17 protein-coding genes are annotated in these 16,727 nt (G+C 31.3%); all 17 read left to right on the top strand.

Features of this window, described 5'->3' with window-relative positions:
• The coding region (locus T1L09_RS00800; protein WP_322548914.1) for an integrase core domain-containing protein at positions 1-324 on the top strand (324 nt) is incomplete at its 5' end.
• Positions 325-398: 74 nt separating this feature from the next.
• Positions 399-1,046 (top strand): transcriptional regulator, encoded by a 648-nt coding sequence (locus T1L09_RS00795; protein WP_322549034.1) that lies wholly within the window; start codon positions 399-401, stop codon positions 1,044-1,046.
• A complete protein-coding gene (locus T1L09_RS00790) occupies positions 1,033-1,689 on the top strand; it encodes a P-loop NTPase family protein (protein WP_322549033.1) in 657 nt (218 codons plus the stop codon). The genes T1L09_RS00795 and T1L09_RS00790 overlap by 14 nt, the downstream gene beginning before the upstream one ends.
• Positions 1,690-1,914: 225 nt before the next feature.
• Positions 1,915-2,580, top strand: coding sequence for a hypothetical protein (locus T1L09_RS00785; protein WP_322549032.1), 666 nt, complete (start codon positions 1,915-1,917; stop codon positions 2,578-2,580).
• Between the two features lie 400 nt (positions 2,581-2,980).
• Positions 2,981-3,118: a hypothetical protein gene (locus T1L09_RS00780; protein ID WP_322549031.1), complete on the top strand. Its 138-nt coding sequence runs from the start codon at positions 2,981-2,983 to the stop codon at positions 3,116-3,118.
• A 509-nt stretch (positions 3,119-3,627) separates the two neighbouring features.
• Positions 3,628-5,388, top strand: a complete 1,761-nt coding sequence (locus tag T1L09_RS00775) for a type I restriction-modification system subunit M (RefSeq protein ID WP_322549030.1) — start codon at positions 3,628-3,630, stop codon at positions 5,386-5,388.
• On the top strand, positions 5,388-6,689 hold the full coding sequence (locus T1L09_RS00770) for a restriction endonuclease subunit S (RefSeq protein WP_322549029.1): 1,302 nt from the start codon (positions 5,388-5,390) through the stop codon (positions 6,687-6,689). Before T1L09_RS00775 ends, T1L09_RS00770 begins: the two co-directional genes overlap by 1 nt.
• Before the next feature lie 22 nt (positions 6,690-6,711).
• Entirely contained in the window at positions 6,712-7,896 is a 1,185-nt protein-coding gene (locus tag T1L09_RS00765; protein WP_322549028.1) for a DUF262 domain-containing protein, read from the top strand.
• 4 nt (positions 7,897-7,900) lie between these two features.
• Positions 7,901-9,058, top strand: a complete 1,158-nt coding sequence (locus tag T1L09_RS00760; RefSeq protein WP_322549027.1) for an AAA family ATPase — start codon at positions 7,901-7,903, stop codon at positions 9,056-9,058.
• Positions 9,059-9,061: 3 nt separating this feature from the next.
• A complete protein-coding gene (locus T1L09_RS00755; protein ID WP_322549026.1) occupies positions 9,062-9,913 on the top strand; it encodes a hypothetical protein in 852 nt (283 codons plus the stop codon).
• Entirely contained in the window at positions 9,903-12,905 is a 3,003-nt protein-coding gene (locus T1L09_RS00750) for a type I restriction endonuclease subunit R (RefSeq protein ID WP_322549025.1), read from the top strand. The genes T1L09_RS00755 and T1L09_RS00750 overlap by 11 nt, the downstream gene beginning before the upstream one ends.
• Before the next feature lie 142 nt (positions 12,906-13,047).
• Positions 13,048-13,560 (top strand): hypothetical protein, encoded by a 513-nt coding sequence (locus T1L09_RS00745; protein WP_322549024.1) that lies wholly within the window; start codon positions 13,048-13,050, stop codon positions 13,558-13,560.
• A 5-nt stretch (positions 13,561-13,565) separates the two neighbouring features.
• On the top strand, positions 13,566-14,015 hold the full coding sequence (locus tag T1L09_RS00740; protein WP_322549023.1) for a LexA family protein: 450 nt from the start codon (positions 13,566-13,568) through the stop codon (positions 14,013-14,015).
• Positions 14,016-14,021: 6 nt separating this feature from the next.
• Positions 14,022-14,393: a hypothetical protein gene (locus T1L09_RS00735; protein WP_322549022.1), complete on the top strand. Its 372-nt coding sequence runs from the start codon at positions 14,022-14,024 to the stop codon at positions 14,391-14,393.
• A gap of 34 nt (positions 14,394-14,427) precedes the next feature.
• Positions 14,428-15,687 (top strand): Y-family DNA polymerase, encoded by a 1,260-nt coding sequence (locus T1L09_RS00730; RefSeq protein ID WP_322549021.1) that lies wholly within the window; start codon positions 14,428-14,430, stop codon positions 15,685-15,687.
• Between the two features lie 193 nt (positions 15,688-15,880).
• On the top strand, positions 15,881-16,189 hold the full coding sequence (locus T1L09_RS00725) for an ArsR/SmtB family transcription factor (protein WP_322549020.1): 309 nt from the start codon (positions 15,881-15,883) through the stop codon (positions 16,187-16,189).
• A 52-nt stretch (positions 16,190-16,241) separates the two neighbouring features.
• A complete protein-coding gene (locus tag T1L09_RS00720; protein WP_299397645.1) occupies positions 16,242-16,709 on the top strand; it encodes a DUF6428 family protein in 468 nt (155 codons plus the stop codon).
• Positions 16,710-16,727 lie beyond the last annotated feature (18 nt).

Raw genomic sequence — 16,727 nt, 5'->3', positions numbered from 1 at the left:
CATGGCAGACCCAATCATCCGCAAACACAAGGAAAAATTGAACGCTATCACAGAACCATGAAAAATGTTGTGAAACTTGATAATTACTTCGCTCCAGAAGAATTAGAAGCTGCTTTAGAAAAATTTGTATATGGGTATAACAATGAACGCTATCATGAATCATTAAACAACTTAACTCCTGCAGATGTCTATTTTGGGAGAGGTGAATTGATTTTAAAAGAAAGAGAAAAACTAAAGAAAATTACAATTTTAAACCGAAGAAATGAGTACCAAAAATCAAAATTAACAACAAATCAAAAAAATCTTTTATCTTTGAATTATTAACTAAATACTCTCTTAGCAAAAGTCCAATTTAGTTTGAAGACGTACAGGCTACGTATCACAAGTGTGTCAATGAATTGCATCAAAAAGGATACATAAATTATGAACCCTCAAACAACCCATTTAAAGGCAGTTTAGTCTGGGTTGTTGCATTAGACAGCGACTTAGTTATAAAAACAAAAAAAGAGCAAAGAAGTTCAAAAAACAGACAAGCGAGTGGACAACCTATTGAACCTGTCATTGAACAAGTACTGAACAAGCACAAGACAAGTATCTTGCCAACTTCCAGACAAGCGCTGGTATCTTCTATAAACAGTATAAACAATACAAACATTTCAAAGAGTGTAAACGAGCACGCACACGAAAATAAAATTGAAATGAATGAATTTTTTTTTGGCGAGCAGCAACTGGAGGAAAAGAAAAAAAAGTTGCGCGAAAAAAAAGAAAAGGAAATTTGGGAAATCATTCCACCAGATTTAGAAGATGTAAAAGTTTATTTTATGAATTTGGATAGCGTGCACAACGAAGCAGAAAGATTCTACAATCATTTCCAAAGCAACGGCTGGTTGGTAGGCGGTAAAGCCAAAATGAAAAACTGGCACGCTTCAGCACGAAATTGGATAATGAACGCAAAAAGTTTTAAACAAGTGCAAACTCAAGCAGCTGTTCCGGTTCCAGGAAATCTAAAAACGTCAAATCAAAAATTATACGATGAACCACTTTAGCGAAATTCAGAAAACCTTTGAAATCAAAGAAGGCATAAAAATCTATGATTTCTTAAAATGTGTTGAGGTATTGGAAGAATTAGGAAAATATCATTTTGGAAGTCAATTCAAAATCTACGACAAAGATTTACCAGTCATTAAAAAATTAATGATCTATGCAATTAGAGACGAAGTAACAGCAGCTGCAATGGATTTGAACATTCAAAAAGGGATTATTCTATCAGGACCAGTAGGTTGTGGCAAAACGTCATTAATGTTTTTAATGAACTACTTTTTCCAGCAAGGCTACGATTACAAGATAAAACCCTGCAGAGATATCGCATTTGATTTTGCAGCTAAGGGCTACGAAGTACTCGATGCTTTCACAAAATTAAAAGGCACACAAGTACGATTAAACGCCTATTGCTTTGATGATCTGGGAACGGAAAAACAAATCAAGCATTTTGGAAACGAATGCAATGTTATGGCCGAAATCATCTTAACGCGTTACGATAATTTCATACACAACAAAACAATAACACACATCACCACAAACCTTTCCGCATCCGAAATGGAAATGTTCTATGGCGATAGAGTCCGTTCAAGACTTAGACAGATGTTCAATTTAATTGCTTTCGATAAAGATTCACCCGATAAGCGATAAATTGAACATCCACGATTTCCAAAATTTAAATAAAACTAATGAGTAAATGTTCAACCTAATCACCTTCAACAACGAATCCAGAGATAAAAGATAGTTTTCAATATTTCTAAACAATTAAATTGTCATAATGAGTTTGTCAAAGCAGCTCCTACGAAGTACGCTTTCTATTTTAAGCACTGCTTAAACCAAAACCTGAAACTTGAAACCTGAAACAAAAAAGTAAAAATGAACAAACAATTAAACCCTCGCCAAATAAAAACCATCCAAAACTTCTGGACCTGGTTCCAAGACAACGAACAAGCAATTTACCACGCCTACAAACTCGGAATAAATTCTGATGAGGTAATAGAAAACCTACATCGAAACCTAAACTATGTTTCCAAAAGAATCGTCATTTACATTTACACGCAAAACAATCATCCGAACAAATTTTGTGTCTTATTTTCAGCTCACGGTTACCGTAAACTATTCCCTAAAATAATTGCATTAGGTGAAAAAACACCAAGATTAGAATATTTCACAGCTCAAACATTTCTAAAGCCATTATGTGCCGAAAACAAAAACCAATTTTCCGATAAAATAATTGAAATGATCAATTCAATTTTCATAAAGTTGGAAGACTACAATACAGCTAGTAAAAAAATCATACTAACGCTTTATCTGCCTAAAAACATTTCAAATGAAGACAAGTTATATTCAAAAAAATATGTAAAATCATTATTGCGTTTTACTTTGGGTGAAATAATCTTCAAAAAACACATAAAAGAAGTCTACTTCAAACCTTTACCAAGAAACACAAACGGCTTACTCTCACTCTCCGAACTTCCAGAATTCATAGAATATCTAGCAAAAATCAACTACAGCAGAAAACTAAAAATCTTCTTCGAATGAGGAAAACCGTACAGATTCATGAAACTCTGTACGGTTTTCCGTATTACTTCCTATGCAAATTGTCTTTCCGAGCTTGCTAGGAATCTCCTACGCAGTAGGCTTACTTTTAAGCGCAGCTTAAACCCCAACCTTAAACCTTAAACCTGAAACAAAATCAACCAAATACTATGAACGAATAAAATATTTAATACATTTTGTTGATAATTAATTCAATTTATACGGATTTCCACATTTGTAAGAAACTTCAATTTTGTAAGTTTGTAGATACTCTTAAAATTCACTGAATTGGCAACTAACAAGCACGTACAAATCCGATACAATACTTTAGATAAATGCTTCCGAAACCCTGGAAAAAGATTTGCTATTGAGGATTTAGTAGCTGCATGTAATGAAGCTATTTATGAGTTTACAGGAAAAGAAGAAGGGATTAAAAAAACACAATTTCACAAGACTAATGCGAAAAGGAAGTCCAGTGTACGCAGTAAAAGAATTTACATACGAAGAAGTAGATCAAACCAACCGACAATCCGAAATATAAACCCAAAAAAATCAAAAGTGGTAAACGCAAGTTGCCACTTTTTTTTCTGCAAACTGAACACCGAAAACTGAACACTAAAAAGAGGGTGTAAGGGGTGTAACCAAATTTCCACACAAACATTTTGAGTTTTTTTACTTTTCAAATTTTCTAGCAATATCAGCACAATCAAAAGCAAATCAATAAAGGACTAAGTGTACTTTACACCCAATTCCTCAAATAAATCCGTTTTTTTTATTTTCAAAAAAATAAAAATCTTTTACTCGTTTTTTCCCTACACCCTACACCCTGCATAATTTTGCAGTATTTTTCTTCTTTTTTAACGTAAATACGGATTTCCTCATTTTTCTTTACAATGGTTTTTTGTATGTTTGTATGTTAACAGTAAAACGGGTGTTTTTAATTTCAGAATTATTGCAAATACTTTATGATTAATAATTAATTCAGGTAGCGAATAAACAATTTTATTTAAAAACAAAACATAATTAAACCGTACAATATAAAACTAAAAAATGAGCATTAATACACAAGCATTACAACCCATCATAAATTTTCTGTTCTCTGTAGCCGATGATGTTTTAGTAAATACCTATCAAAAAGGGAAATATAAAGATGTTATTTTGCCAATGGTAGTCATACGTAGACTTGATTTATTGCTAGAACCTACAAAAGACAAAGTATTAGAAACCTACAATCAATACAAAGACCAAATGCAGAATTTGGATGCTTTACTAACAAATCAAAAATTGGGTAGTGGTTTTGCATTCTACAATACATCTCCATTTACACTTAAAAAAATACTCCAAAACCCAACAAATATTCGCTCCAATTTTGAGGATTATTTAAACGGTTTTTCGGCTAATGTACAAGATATAATCAAACAATTCAAATTTCGTAATGAGATAGAAACACTTGACGAAGCCAATATTTTATTTTCATTAATAGAAAAATTCTGCTCGCCAAAAATCGAGTTACACCCAGACAAGTTGCCACCGTTGGCAATGGGTTATGTTTATGAAGATTTGGTTCGTAGGTTCAACGAAGAAAACAACGAAGAAGCAGGAGAACACTTTACACCAAGAGAGATTATAGATTTAATGACGCATTTGGTTTTCTTGCCTGTAAAAGATAAAATACAGCAAGGGACATATCTTATTTATGACCCTTGCGTAGGTAGCGGTGGTATGCTTACAATTGCTAAAAACTTCATACAAAATCAAGAAGGACTTATAAAAAGCAAAAGCACCATTCACTTATACGGACAGGAAAGTACACCATTTATTTATGCCACTTGCAAAAGTGATATGTTGATAAAAGGCGAAGACCCAGATAAAATAGCTTATGGCAGCACTTTGAGTGCTTATGGTTTTGACAGAGAACTAAAGTTTGACTTTATGCTTACCAACCCACCTTATGGCAAAACCTGGGCACCAGACAAAAAAATATTAGGAGTTGGCGATAAAGGTAAAATCATAGACCCACGTTTTGCAATTGGAACAAGCAGAATAAACGATGGTCAGCTAATGTTTGTACAGCATATGATTAGCAAAATGAAGGAAACAGAATTAGGCAGTCGAATAGCTTCTGTACACAATGGTTCTGCACTCTTCACTGGTGATGCAGGTCAAGGCGAAAGCGAAATAAGAAAATACCTTCTAGAAAATGATTTGATTGAAGCTATTATTGCTTTGCCAAACGATATGTTTTACAATACTGGCATTCCAACCTATATATTTATAATTGCCAATCGTAAAACCTCTGAACGTAAAGGAAAAGTACAATTATTAAATGTTTCCTCGGATAAGTTTTATTATAAAATGCGAAAACCACTAGGTAAAAAACGTGTGGAATTCAATGCCGAATGTATTAAGGAAATCAACAAATTATATAATGATTTTGAGAACAACGAGTATAGTAAAATTTTTGATAACGAAGATTTTGGTTATGCTCAAATAACAGTTCATAGACCTTTGCGAGATGAAAATGGAAAACCAATTACGGACAGTAAAGGCAAACCAAAATCAGATAGCAAACTAAAAGACACCGAAAACATTCCTTTGAAAGAGGACATTGCAGCGTTCTTTAAACGTGAAGTGCTTCCGTTTTCTGATGGTGCTTGGTACACAAATACCGAAACTAAAATAGGTTATGAAATAAACTTTGCTAAATACTTTTACAAACACCAACCGCCTAGAACTTTGACAGATATTGCAAAAGACATTTTAGCCATTGAGCAAGAAACCGATGGATTATTAAAAGAGATAATCGAGTAATGATAGCAACAGAACTAGAAAATACTAAAATCGCTTGGCTGGGTAATTTTCCATCACATTGGAAAATGTTACGCATAAAAAATCTATTTCAAGAAATGGATAGCCGAAGCGAAACAGGGACTGAAGAATTGCTTTCGGTTTCTCATTACACTGGCATTACTCGCAAGAGAGAAAGTTTGGATAACGAAGACGACCATATATCAAATGCAGCAAGTTTAGTAGGTTATAAATTGGTCGAAAAAGACGATTTAGTAATCAACATAATGCTAGCTTGGAATGGTAGTTTGGGTATTTCGCCATATAACGGAATGACAAGCCCAGCCTATTGTGTATATAGAATAATTGGCGACAACAACCCTGAATATTTTGGTTTTTTGTTTACAACGAAAATGTTTAAAGCTGAATTTCGCAGAAATTCAACGGGTATTATTGATAGTCGTTTACGATTATATTCTGATAAGTTTTTTAGCATTTTTGCAGTAGTGCCACCAAAAGAGGAACAAGACAAAATAGTACTATACATTAAAGCCCAGGAAGAAAAAATAAACCTTTTTATCCAAAAGAAAATTCAATTCATCAATTTGCTGAAAGAACAAAGGCAAACTATTATCAATGATGCTGTTACAATTGGAATCGATAAAAATGTAAAATTAAAAAGCTCTGGAAGAAACTTATTCGGAAATATTCCAACACATTGGGAAATAAGAAGATTAGGAACAATTGGCAGGTTTACAAAAGGGGGCAATATTTCTCGTTCAGAATTAATTGATGATCCAAATGGTATTTCAGCAATTTTATATGGAGATATTTATACTAAATATGACATTGTAGCAGACAGTATAATAAATAAAATTTCAGAAGAAACTTCTTTAAATTCAATTAAATTAGAAAAAGGAGACTTATTATTTACAGGTTCAGGCGAAACCAAGGAGGATATAGGGAAATGTGTAGTTTTTTTAGCTGATGAAATGGTTTATGCAGGAGGAGATGTAGTAATTTTTAAACAGAATGTTTTTGATAGCTACTTTATAAGTTATTCTCAAAACAGTTCATTTGCCAAATATCAAAAAGCAATTTCATCTAAAGGAGATATTATAGTTCACACTTATGGTTCAAAATTAAGTGATATAATTATGCCATATCCACCAATAGAAGAGCAAAAACGAATTGTAACCTATATAAAACAGGAAACCGATACAATCGACAAAGCCATAGCCAAAACAGAACTAGAAATAGAACTCATAAAAGAATACAAAGAAGCCCTAATTATCGAAGCAGTGATGGGAAAGAAATTTGCTTAAATTTGCATAATAATATAATACTATGGAAGAGAACGAAATAGACCCAGCAATATTAATCACATTAGCAAATGATGATTTGTATAACAATGACGATGAAGTAGAAAAAGAGTTGGTAGATGATAATTCATTAAAACTAATGAATAAACCTTTCGATCCTACAAAAATCAACATCGAAACAAAAACTCCTTCTCTTGATACTTTAATAAAACGTATTGAACGTAATTCTGTGCAACTTAACACCGAATCGTATTTTCAACGAAAAGACGATTTATGGGATCCTGTAAAGCAAAGCCGTTTGATAGAATCCATCTTGATAAGATTTCCTTTACCAGCTTTCTTTTTTGATGCGTCTGATGATAACAACTGGCTAGTAGTAGATGGTTTGCAACGATTAAGCAGTATTAGAAATTTTGCTGTATCAAAAACATTGAAATTAACTAATCTAGAATTTCTTTCACATCTTAATGGTTCAACTTGGGATAGTATTGGAGAAGATTTGCAAAGAATTATCGAAGAATCTCAAGTAGTTATTTATAAAATTATGCCTGGTACACCCACAGACGTAAAATTTAATATTTTTAAGCGTATCAATACTGGTGGACTAGTATTAGAACCTCAAGAAATACGACACGCATTATTTCAAGGAAAGCCAGCAGTTTTTATCGCAGAATTAGGTAAAAACAAAGATTTTATTAAAGCAACAAATGGGAAAATAAAAACTCATCGAATGTTAGACAGAGATTTTGCCAATCGTTTTCTGTGTTTCTATCTTTTTGGTACTGATAAATATGGTTCAGAGGATTACGGTAAAGATTTAGATACTTTTATGAGTAAAGCTATGGCTGTTATTTATGATAAAACGGATGATGAAATTAATAAAATAAAATATGATTTTACTGAAGCAATGAAATTATCTTTATATATTTTTAAAGAAGAAGCTTTTAGAAAAATATACAATACTTACAAAAGATTACCACCAATAAATAAAGCTTTATTTGATGCCATTGCAACACAATTTGCATTACTTACAGATGACCAAAGAAGTATATTAAAAAGCAGAAAAACTGAATTCAAAAAAGGATTAAAAGAATTACTTAAATCAGATGAATATTTTTTTATCTCTGTAACCAGTTCCACAGGAGATAAAAACAGAATTATAAAAAGACATTCTACAATAGAAGAATTAATAAAACTAACAATTCGTTAATAAAATGATAAAGTCATTAGAATTAAAAAATTTTAAATCAATAAAGAAAAAGTATTTTCCTTTAAGAAATTTAAATGTATTAACTGGGCTAAATGGGCAGGGTAAATCCTCGTTTATTCAGTCACTTCTCTTATTAAGACAGTCGGACAAATTAGAACAAGGAGAGTTAAAATTGAATGGTGGAGAAAATGGTTTGGTGAATATTGGGACTACTAAGGATGCTCAATATCAGTATAGTAAAAAAGAAAATCTGGAAATTGCACTTCAATTTGAAAGTACCGAACCGTACCAAATGATTTTCAATTATGAAATTGATGCGGATATTTTTAAGCAAGAAATGTTTTTGGCAGATACTTTAGATAATTATATAGAAAATAATAAATTTCAATCACTTTTTAGTACGAATTTCCAATACCTAAACGCACAAAGAGTAGAGCCAAGATCAACTAATGTTTCAAGCTATTATAATGTTGTTGAAGCAAATAATATTGGAAAATATGGTCAATATACAGCTCATTATATTGATTTAAGAGGGAATGAAGAAGTCGTTTTTGAAAATATTTTACATAAAGACTCAACAACTTACGACCCAATAACAAAAAAAGCAATAATAAACAAAACTTTAATTAATCAAATAAACCTTTGGTTAGGAGAAGTTTCGCCCGGTGTTAATGTTAGAACTACAAAAATCTCAAGTGATTTTGTTTTGTTGGAATATGTATTTAAACAACCAAATTTTGGTAATACAAACAGATATAAGCCTGAAAATGTTGGGTTTGGAATTTCCTACGCCTTACACGTTATTACAGCACTTTTAGCATCAAGACCAGGAGAATTAATTATTATTGAAAATCCTGAATCTCATATTCATCCTAGAGGTCAAGCCGAATTAGGAAAACTAATTGCATATACTGCTTTGAATGATGTTCAGATTATTATCGAAACACATAGCGACCATATCATTAATGGCATAAGGGTTGCCGTAAAAGAGATTTCCACACTTTCTGACAAAACAATCCTCTTTTATTTTGATAAAGAAGTAACAGATACTGAACAATTTACAAAAATTATAAATATTGAAATTGATAAAACTGGAGAATTAAGCGAATATCCTAAAAATTTGATGGAAGAATGGAGTAATCAACTTTTAAAATTAATATAGTTGATGAACCTAATATTCAATGAAATATCAATTCTGCCTGTTACAGCAAGCAGTCATACTTTAAGAACAAATTTTATTAATTTATTAAAAGTATATGAATTAGCTAAAAAAGATTTTGGCTTTAAGCATCTTGTATTTCCACAAAATATTGGTCAAGTTGATGTTACCACAACCCAAAAATTTATTGATTGGATTTATGAATTACCAAGTACAAGTGAAAAAAACAATATTTTGAGCGTATTGAAACGACCTTTTGGTAATGATGTTTTAGAAGAACAAGTGGAAGAACTCAACAAATATTACTTTAATGATGCTCAAAATGGTATTCCAGACACTTACTGCAATGGTATGGCTGTAGCTCACGTAAAAGAAAATCTGTGTATTAGTTTATCTACCAATGTAATATGGGATAAATTAAGAATAGACTTTTATAAAATAACAAATGATGATTTAGATATTGAAGATGTTTCTGTAAATAATATTTCAAATGAAGTTCATTTTCAGAATATTGCTATAAGCAGTTTTATTCAATCTATTAGTTCTGTTACTTTAGCTGTAAGTACTATTCCTCCAGGAAATAAAAGCATATCATTGAGAGATGATCACGGTAAAAATATATTACTCGCATTTTCAAATAGACTAGTTATGTCAGAATATGTCGTTTCAGTGATTAACTCATTACCATTCAATCCAAGAGCAGTAAACCTGATTAAGAGAATTTATAATGATGGTAAAATTGAGTTAGTTTTATATTGGGAGGATAAAGGGATTGGTATAATTATCCAAACAACAGGCAGAAATTATAAAGAAACAGAAGAAATTGCTAAACTTCTAAAAGAACAATATGACCGATAATAGAAGTACTGATACAACAGAAAAAGGTTTAGAACAACATATTACTCAATACTTAACTTTGGTTAATGGCTATCAAGAAGGCATAGCCAGAGATTTTAGCAAAACAGATTGTGTGGATGAAAATCTATTATTTCAGTTTCTCGAAACTACTCAACCAGTAGCTTTAGAGAAACTTAAAAAAGCGTATCAGGATAACTATAAACAAAAGATAATTTACCGCATAAATACTCAAATCAAGCAGCTAGGAATAATAGAAGTTCTAAGAAAAGGGATTACAGATTATAATGTAAAACTTAAATTATTCAATAAAAAGCCAGTTTCAATAATTAACGAAAAAGACAATAATCTTTTTAGTCAAAATATTTTTTCAGTAACGCGACAAGTTCATTACAGCACTAAAAACGAAAACTCATTAGATGTTGTTGTATTTATTAATGGTTTACCATTAATCACTTTTGAACTTAAAAATTTATTGACTAACCAAACCGTTAAAGATGCTATAAAACAGTATAAAAATGACCGTGACCCAAAAGAGGAGTTATTCCGTTTTGGCAGATGTATGGTTCATTTTGCAGCAGATACAGAACAAGTTTGGATGTCAACAAACCTCATAGGTGTAAGCACATTTTTCTTGCCTTTCAACAAAGGTTTTAATAATGGTGCCGGAAATCCACCAAACGAAACAGGTATCAAAACAGATTACCTTTGGAAAGAAATACTAACAAAAGATACACTTTCAAATATTATTCAAAACTATGTTCAATTATTTGAAGAAGAGGAAGAAAAAATGCTTCCAAGTGGCGAAATAAAAAAATCAAAATCAACTAAGTTAATTTTTCCACGTTATCATCAATTAGATGTAGTTACAAATCTTCTAAAAGATGCCAAAGAAAAAGGAGCAGGTCAAAAATACCTTATTCAACATTCAGCAGGTTCAGGAAAGAGTAATTCTATTAGTTGGTTAGCACATCAGCTCACAGAATTATTTGACAGCACCAATACAAATAATGTTTTTGATACTGTTATTGTGGTTACTGACAGAACGGTACTAGATGCACAAATTCAAAAAAACATCAAACAATTTGAATTAGTAGCGGGAATAGTGCAGCCAATAACCAAAGGAGGAAAACAACTAAAAGAAGCATTAGAAGAAGGCAAAAAAATCATCATTACCACCATTCAGAAATTCCCAGTTATAGCAAAAGAAATTGGAGAATTACAGCAAAATAAATTTGCCATTATCATTGATGAAGCACATAGTAGCACGAGCGGTAGCACCTTACGCCAATTAAATGAAACGCTTTACAAAGAAATAGTTGAAGAGAACCAAGAAGAGGAAGACGATGAGAAATTTGATACGAATGATGAACTTTTACAAATTATAGCTCAAACAAGAAAACTGCTAAACAATGCCAGTTATTTTGCATTTACTGCAACTCCCAAAAATAAAACGTTGGAGTTGTTTGGTACTAAATTCATTGAAGATGGTAAAGAGAAATCAAAGCCATTTCATTTGTATTCAATGAAACAAGCTATTGAAGAAAAATTCATTAAAGATGTTCTTTTAAATTATACTACCTATCAAAGTTATTATGGATTATTCAAAAAAATTGAAGACGATCCTTTGTTTGATAAAAATAGAGCACAATCAAAATTCAAAAAATATGTAGAAAGCCATCCACAATCTATCGAAAAGAAGACAAAAATTATGATCAATCATTTTATTGAAAATGTAATCAATAAAAAGAAAGTCAATGGGTTAGCTAAAGCAATGATTGTTACAAGTAGTCGTAAAAATGCAGTTCTTTTCAAAATAGCGTTTGATAAATATTTAACCGAAAATGCAATGCCATACCATTCTGTTGTTGCTTTTAGTGGTGATATTGATGGACAAACAGAAGTAACTTTAAATGGTTTTTCAAGTGCTTTAATTCCAGAGGAATTTAAAAAAATAAACAACCGTTTTCTTATAGTTGCCAATAAATATCAAACTGGCTTCGACCAACCTTTATTGCATACAATGTATGTTGATAAAAAATTAGGAGGTGTAAACGCAGTTCAAACACTTTCAAGATTAAACAGAACAACATCAGGAAAAGACGATACTTTTGTTTTAGATTTTGCAAATGATACAGATGAAATTAAAAAAGCTTTCGATCCTTTTTACCAAACAACAATATTAGGCGAAGCAACTGACCCAAATAAACTATTTGACCTTCAAAATGCTTTAGATGAATTTCAAGTGTACAGCCAACAACAGGTAAAGGATTTTTCATATAAAATTGTTACAGGTGTTTCTATTAATGCATTGCATTCTATTTTAGATATTTCAGCCAATAATTTTAGAGAAAATTTAACTCCAGAAAATCAAGAGGATTTCAGAGTAAAATTAAAATCCTATGTTCGATTATATGTTTTTCTTTCTCAAATTGTTCCGTTTATAAATCCTTATTTAGAGAGTTTATATATGTTTTTAAATCATCTTCAAAATAAATTAGTGAGACCAACAGAAGAAGATTTTTCACAAAGTGTTTTAGATAATATAGATTTAGAAAGTTTAAAATATGTGATACAAGGGACAGAAAATATTATAATGGAGCAAGGTGAAGAATTACTGCCAATGCCTTCTGAAATGAAGGGTGGAGTTGCAGAACCCGAAATGGAATACCTTTCGAATATTGTAAAAGCATTCAATGATAGATTTGGAACATCATTTACGAATGAAGATAAAGTTAAAGCAATGTCTGATCAATTAATAATTGATGTAGCAAATGATGAAGAATTCATTAATGCCTACAAACATTCAGATATTCAAAATGCAAGAATTACATTTGATGAAGTTTTAAAAAGAAAGCTAATAGAGCATATTGATACAAATTTTGAAGTTTTCAAAGAATTTAGCGATAACAAAGAATTTAAAGATTTTTTTGCAGGTACAATGTTTAATATCATGCAAAGAGATTTTTTAAAGTATAATTCAAACAATATTTAAAAAAACTTATTACCTCATTCAGCTGCACAAAAATCGCTCCTAGTCCAAGTATTCCTAGCATCAATTCTTTGTTTGCTTCATTTCGTTAATTTTTGCTTTGCTAATAACTTCTTTAGTAACTTTGTATAAAATAGATTTTGTTATGAATACTTTTGAAAACACATACAAGGAACCAGTTCTAATAATTAGAAATAACTTTTATATTCAAGAAGATAATGATAGTTTGGAACTAATAGCTAATAAACTAAATCAAAATCTTAAAGTATTTAGAAACAATAATTTACTAAGGGAAATTGTAACTAACAATCAACTTGAAAGTATAGAGTTTAACTTTCACAATTATGAAGAAAGCAAAATCGAACATAAAGTACTAATTCATGGTGACGAAGCTTTCTTATTTCATGATGAACATATTTATATTCATTTACCTTTTGAATTAGATTATGATTCATTATTTGAAATGCACAATACCAATAAGCTAGCGGATGATTCATACTTTAAGTTATTATTTCAAAAAGTAAAGAACTTAGGCTCAGATGAAATCCATATCACGGTATTTGATCCAGGGAATATGGAAGTCCTAACTGATAAAAATTGGTCACAGATAGAAGAAGTATTACAAACAAAAGGAGAATATTTTAAAATAGTATTCTAAGAAATATGAAACTAAAGAATTTACATACTACTAAAGTGTTTGATTTTTACACACCTGATTTCTCAACAGAATTGGAACTACCCTATGTTGATGTAGGTATTAGTGCCGGATTTCCTTCTCCTGCAGATGACTTTATCGAATTAACAATCGACTTAAATAGAGAATTAATAAAACATAAAGACAGTACTTTCTTTGCCAAAGTAAAAGGAAACTCCATGAAAAACGCAGGTATTTTCGATGGTGATTTGCTTATAATTGATAAGAGCTTAGAACCGCAAGATGGTAAAATTGCTATTTGTCAAATAGATGGAGATTTTACAGTAAAAAGAATCAAAAAAGAAAATGATGTAGTTTGGTTGATTGCTGAAAATGAAGACTACAAACCCATAAAAGTTACCGAAGAAAACGAACTAATGATTTGGGGAATAGTAATCCATAGCATTAAAACATTTTAGTTAGTTATGGATAGATTTAATTTAATTATCAATCATTTAGAAAAAATAAAATCAAACACAGCTAGTAAAGAAGATTATAAATTTATTGAGGATATTATCAAAATAGAAGCAGCAAATTACAACACATTTTCAAAGCTTGTTTACGATATCTTTCTCTTTTTTATTAAAGATGTTAAGGATTCAAATTACACATTTGAAGCTTATAAATCGTGGTACATTAAAACTAAAGAATTAGAAATGTTTTGGGATGGTCGCGATAGTTATCTTTTACTTTGGGACATAAGTTCTGGAGAAAGAAAAACACTTAAAATAGAAAATTCCGACATCATTACTTTTGTTGTAATAAAAGAATACTTGGAAATTATTTCCAAAAACTGAACACTAATAACTGTACACTGAACACTGAATAAAAATGTTTGCCTTAGTAGATTGCAATAACTTTTATGCCTCTTGTCAAAGAGTATTCGAACCACATTTAATTGGAAAACCAGTAGTAATACTTTCCAATAATGATGGTTGCGTTATTGCGCGTTCTAACGAAGCTAAAGCATTAGGCATTCCAATGGGGGCTCCTGCATTCGAATTCAAAAAACTATTCGAAGACAACAATGTATTTGTCTATTCATCAAACTATGCCTTGTATGGTGATATGAGCAGCAGAGTAATGAATATACTATCAACTTTTACACCCGACATTGAAGTATATAGTATTGATGAAGCTTTTCTAAAATTCGAAGGATTTGAATTTTTTAACATGGAAGAATACGGTATTAAGATTCAAAAGACCGTAACCAAAAATACTGGAATTCCAATCAGTGTAGGATTTGCAGCAACAAAAGCACTAGCTAAAGTAGCCAATAAAATAGCAAAGAAGTTCCCAGAACGTACCCAAAGTGTCTACGCTATAGACACTGAGGAAAAAAGAATCAAAGCCCTCAAATGGACAAAAATAGAAGATGTTTGGGGCATTGGACGAAAACATACAAAACGACTTCAAGCTAAAAATATTCACAATGCCTATCAATTCACGCAATTGTCAGATGATTGGATCCGAAAAGAAATGGCAGTAGTAGGGTTGAGGTTAAAACACGAATTGGAGGGCAAACCAACCTTAGACCTAGAAGAACCAAAAAATAAAAAGATGATCGCTACAACGCGTTCCTTTGAAAAAGCAATGACCAAGCTGGAAGACATTTCAGAACGAGTAGCAACCTATACCGCTTCTTGCTCAGAGAAATTAAGAAAGCAAGGTAGCCATTGCAACATGATTATGGTGTTCGTGCAAACAAACTACTTCCGAAAAGACCAACCCCAATATTCAAGAAATATTGTCATAAATACAGACTTCCCAACCAATTCAACAATCGAATTAAACCACTATGCCCAAGTAGGATTAAAAGCAATTTTTCGAGAGGGCTACCACTACAAAAAAGCTGGAGTAATAGTTATGGGGCTAACCCCAAACAACGAAACCCAATTATCATTGTTCAACACCTCAAACCCAAAGCACCAACCCCTAATGAGTGTAATTGATAAAATGAATAAAAGCTACGGTACCAACAAGGTAAAATTTGCCAACCAATCTCTAGGCCGCCAATGGAAAATGAAACAAGAAAAACTTTCCAAATCATTCACCACCAGAATAGATGAAATTATAACAATCAAAATTTAAAAAAGTTATATATATTTGATGATATTTACAAGTTACCCACAAGCTAAAAAAAGAGCAATACACCAAAAATGTTTCATTTTTCCATAACCATTTCCAGTAAAAGATTTTAAGTTCCTATCAAAACTTAAAAAAGGAATAGACTATTCAATTATTTATCGTAATATTGCAATTAAACAATGAAGGGATATAAAAAATGTATACTGACCAACAAAAAGAAATCGCTCTATTCGCAAAAGTCTTCGGACATCCTGCTCGAGTAGCTATTTTACAACAATTATTTAGAATTGATGCTTGCTATTGCGGAGATTTATCCGAAGAAATTGGTCTTGCCCAACCTACTATATCACAACATTTAAAAGAATTAAAAACCTTAGGACTAATTAAAGGGACTGTTGAAGGTGTCAAAGTGTGCTATTGTATTGACAATGAAAACTGGACTAAAATGAAAGTTTTAATGCATCAATTCTTAGATCAAGACATTCCTAAAACAGATTGTTGCTAAATTTTTTAATTAAATCAATCGTTAAATCGCAATAAACAAATAATATAAAGATATGAAGCTATCAGAGATTAAAAATAAATTAAATATACTAGATAAGATTGCTTTCCAGTTACCGAACGGAGAATTAGTACCCAACCACTTTCACGTAACAGAAGTTGGAAAAATCACAAAACATTTTATTGACTGTGGAGGAACTGTGAGAAAGGAAGAAGTTGCAAACTTCCAACTTTGGAATGCAAATGACTATGACCACAGGTTGCATCCAGAAAAACTATTAAGCATCATTGAACTATCCGAACACATTCTAGGCACTGGAGATTTAGATATCGAGGTGGAATATCAAGGTAATACGATTGGGAAATTCGGACTTGACTTTGATGGTAAAAACTTTTTGTTGACCAATAAAAAAACCGATTGTTTGGCAAAAGATAAATGTGGGATTCCTGAAGAAAAACCAAAAACAAAGCTATCTGAACTAAAAAATGAACCTTCTTGCTCGCCAGGCAGTGGCTGTTGCTAAAATAATAATTTAATATTA

The organism is Flavobacterium psychraquaticum, from assembly GCF_034497725.1.
GTDB classification, from domain to species: Bacteria; Bacteroidota; Bacteroidia; order Flavobacteriales; family Flavobacteriaceae; genus Flavobacterium; species Flavobacterium psychraquaticum.
Note: the sequence above shows the minus strand (reverse complement) of the source record. Positions and strands in the feature narration are given on the sequence as shown.

Bases quoted from the DNA above. Each gene is read 5' to 3' on its own strand.
- T1L09_RS00790 (WP_322549033.1), top strand. From the start codon at position 1,033: ATGAACCACTTTAGCGAAATTCAGAAAACCTTTGAAATCAAAGAAGGC.
- T1L09_RS00785 (WP_322549032.1), top strand. From the start codon at position 1,915: ATGAACAAACAATTAAACCCTCGCCAAATAAAAACCATCCAAAACTTC.
- T1L09_RS00780 (WP_322549031.1), top strand. From the start codon at position 2,981: ATGAGTTTACAGGAAAAGAAGAAGGGATTAAAAAAACACAATTTCACA.
- T1L09_RS00775 (WP_322549030.1), top strand. From the start codon at position 3,628: ATGAGCATTAATACACAAGCATTACAACCCATCATAAATTTTCTGTTC.
- T1L09_RS00770 (WP_322549029.1), top strand. From the start codon at position 5,388: ATGATAGCAACAGAACTAGAAAATACTAAAATCGCTTGGCTGGGTAAT.
- T1L09_RS00765 (WP_322549028.1), top strand. From the start codon at position 6,712: ATGGAAGAGAACGAAATAGACCCAGCAATATTAATCACATTAGCAAAT.
- T1L09_RS00760 (WP_322549027.1), top strand. From the start codon at position 7,901: ATGATAAAGTCATTAGAATTAAAAAATTTTAAATCAATAAAGAAAAAG.
- T1L09_RS00755 (WP_322549026.1), top strand. From the start codon at position 9,062: ATGAACCTAATATTCAATGAAATATCAATTCTGCCTGTTACAGCAAGC.
- T1L09_RS00750 (WP_322549025.1), top strand. From the start codon at position 9,903: ATGACCGATAATAGAAGTACTGATACAACAGAAAAAGGTTTAGAACAA.
- T1L09_RS00745 (WP_322549024.1), top strand. From the start codon at position 13,048: ATGAATACTTTTGAAAACACATACAAGGAACCAGTTCTAATAATTAGA.
- T1L09_RS00740 (WP_322549023.1), top strand. From the start codon at position 13,566: ATGAAACTAAAGAATTTACATACTACTAAAGTGTTTGATTTTTACACA.
- T1L09_RS00735 (WP_322549022.1), top strand. From the start codon at position 14,022: ATGGATAGATTTAATTTAATTATCAATCATTTAGAAAAAATAAAATCA.
- T1L09_RS00730 (WP_322549021.1), top strand. From the start codon at position 14,428: ATGTTTGCCTTAGTAGATTGCAATAACTTTTATGCCTCTTGTCAAAGA.
- T1L09_RS00725 (WP_322549020.1), top strand. From the start codon at position 15,881: ATGTATACTGACCAACAAAAAGAAATCGCTCTATTCGCAAAAGTCTTC.
- T1L09_RS00720 (WP_299397645.1), top strand. From the start codon at position 16,242: ATGAAGCTATCAGAGATTAAAAATAAATTAAATATACTAGATAAGATT.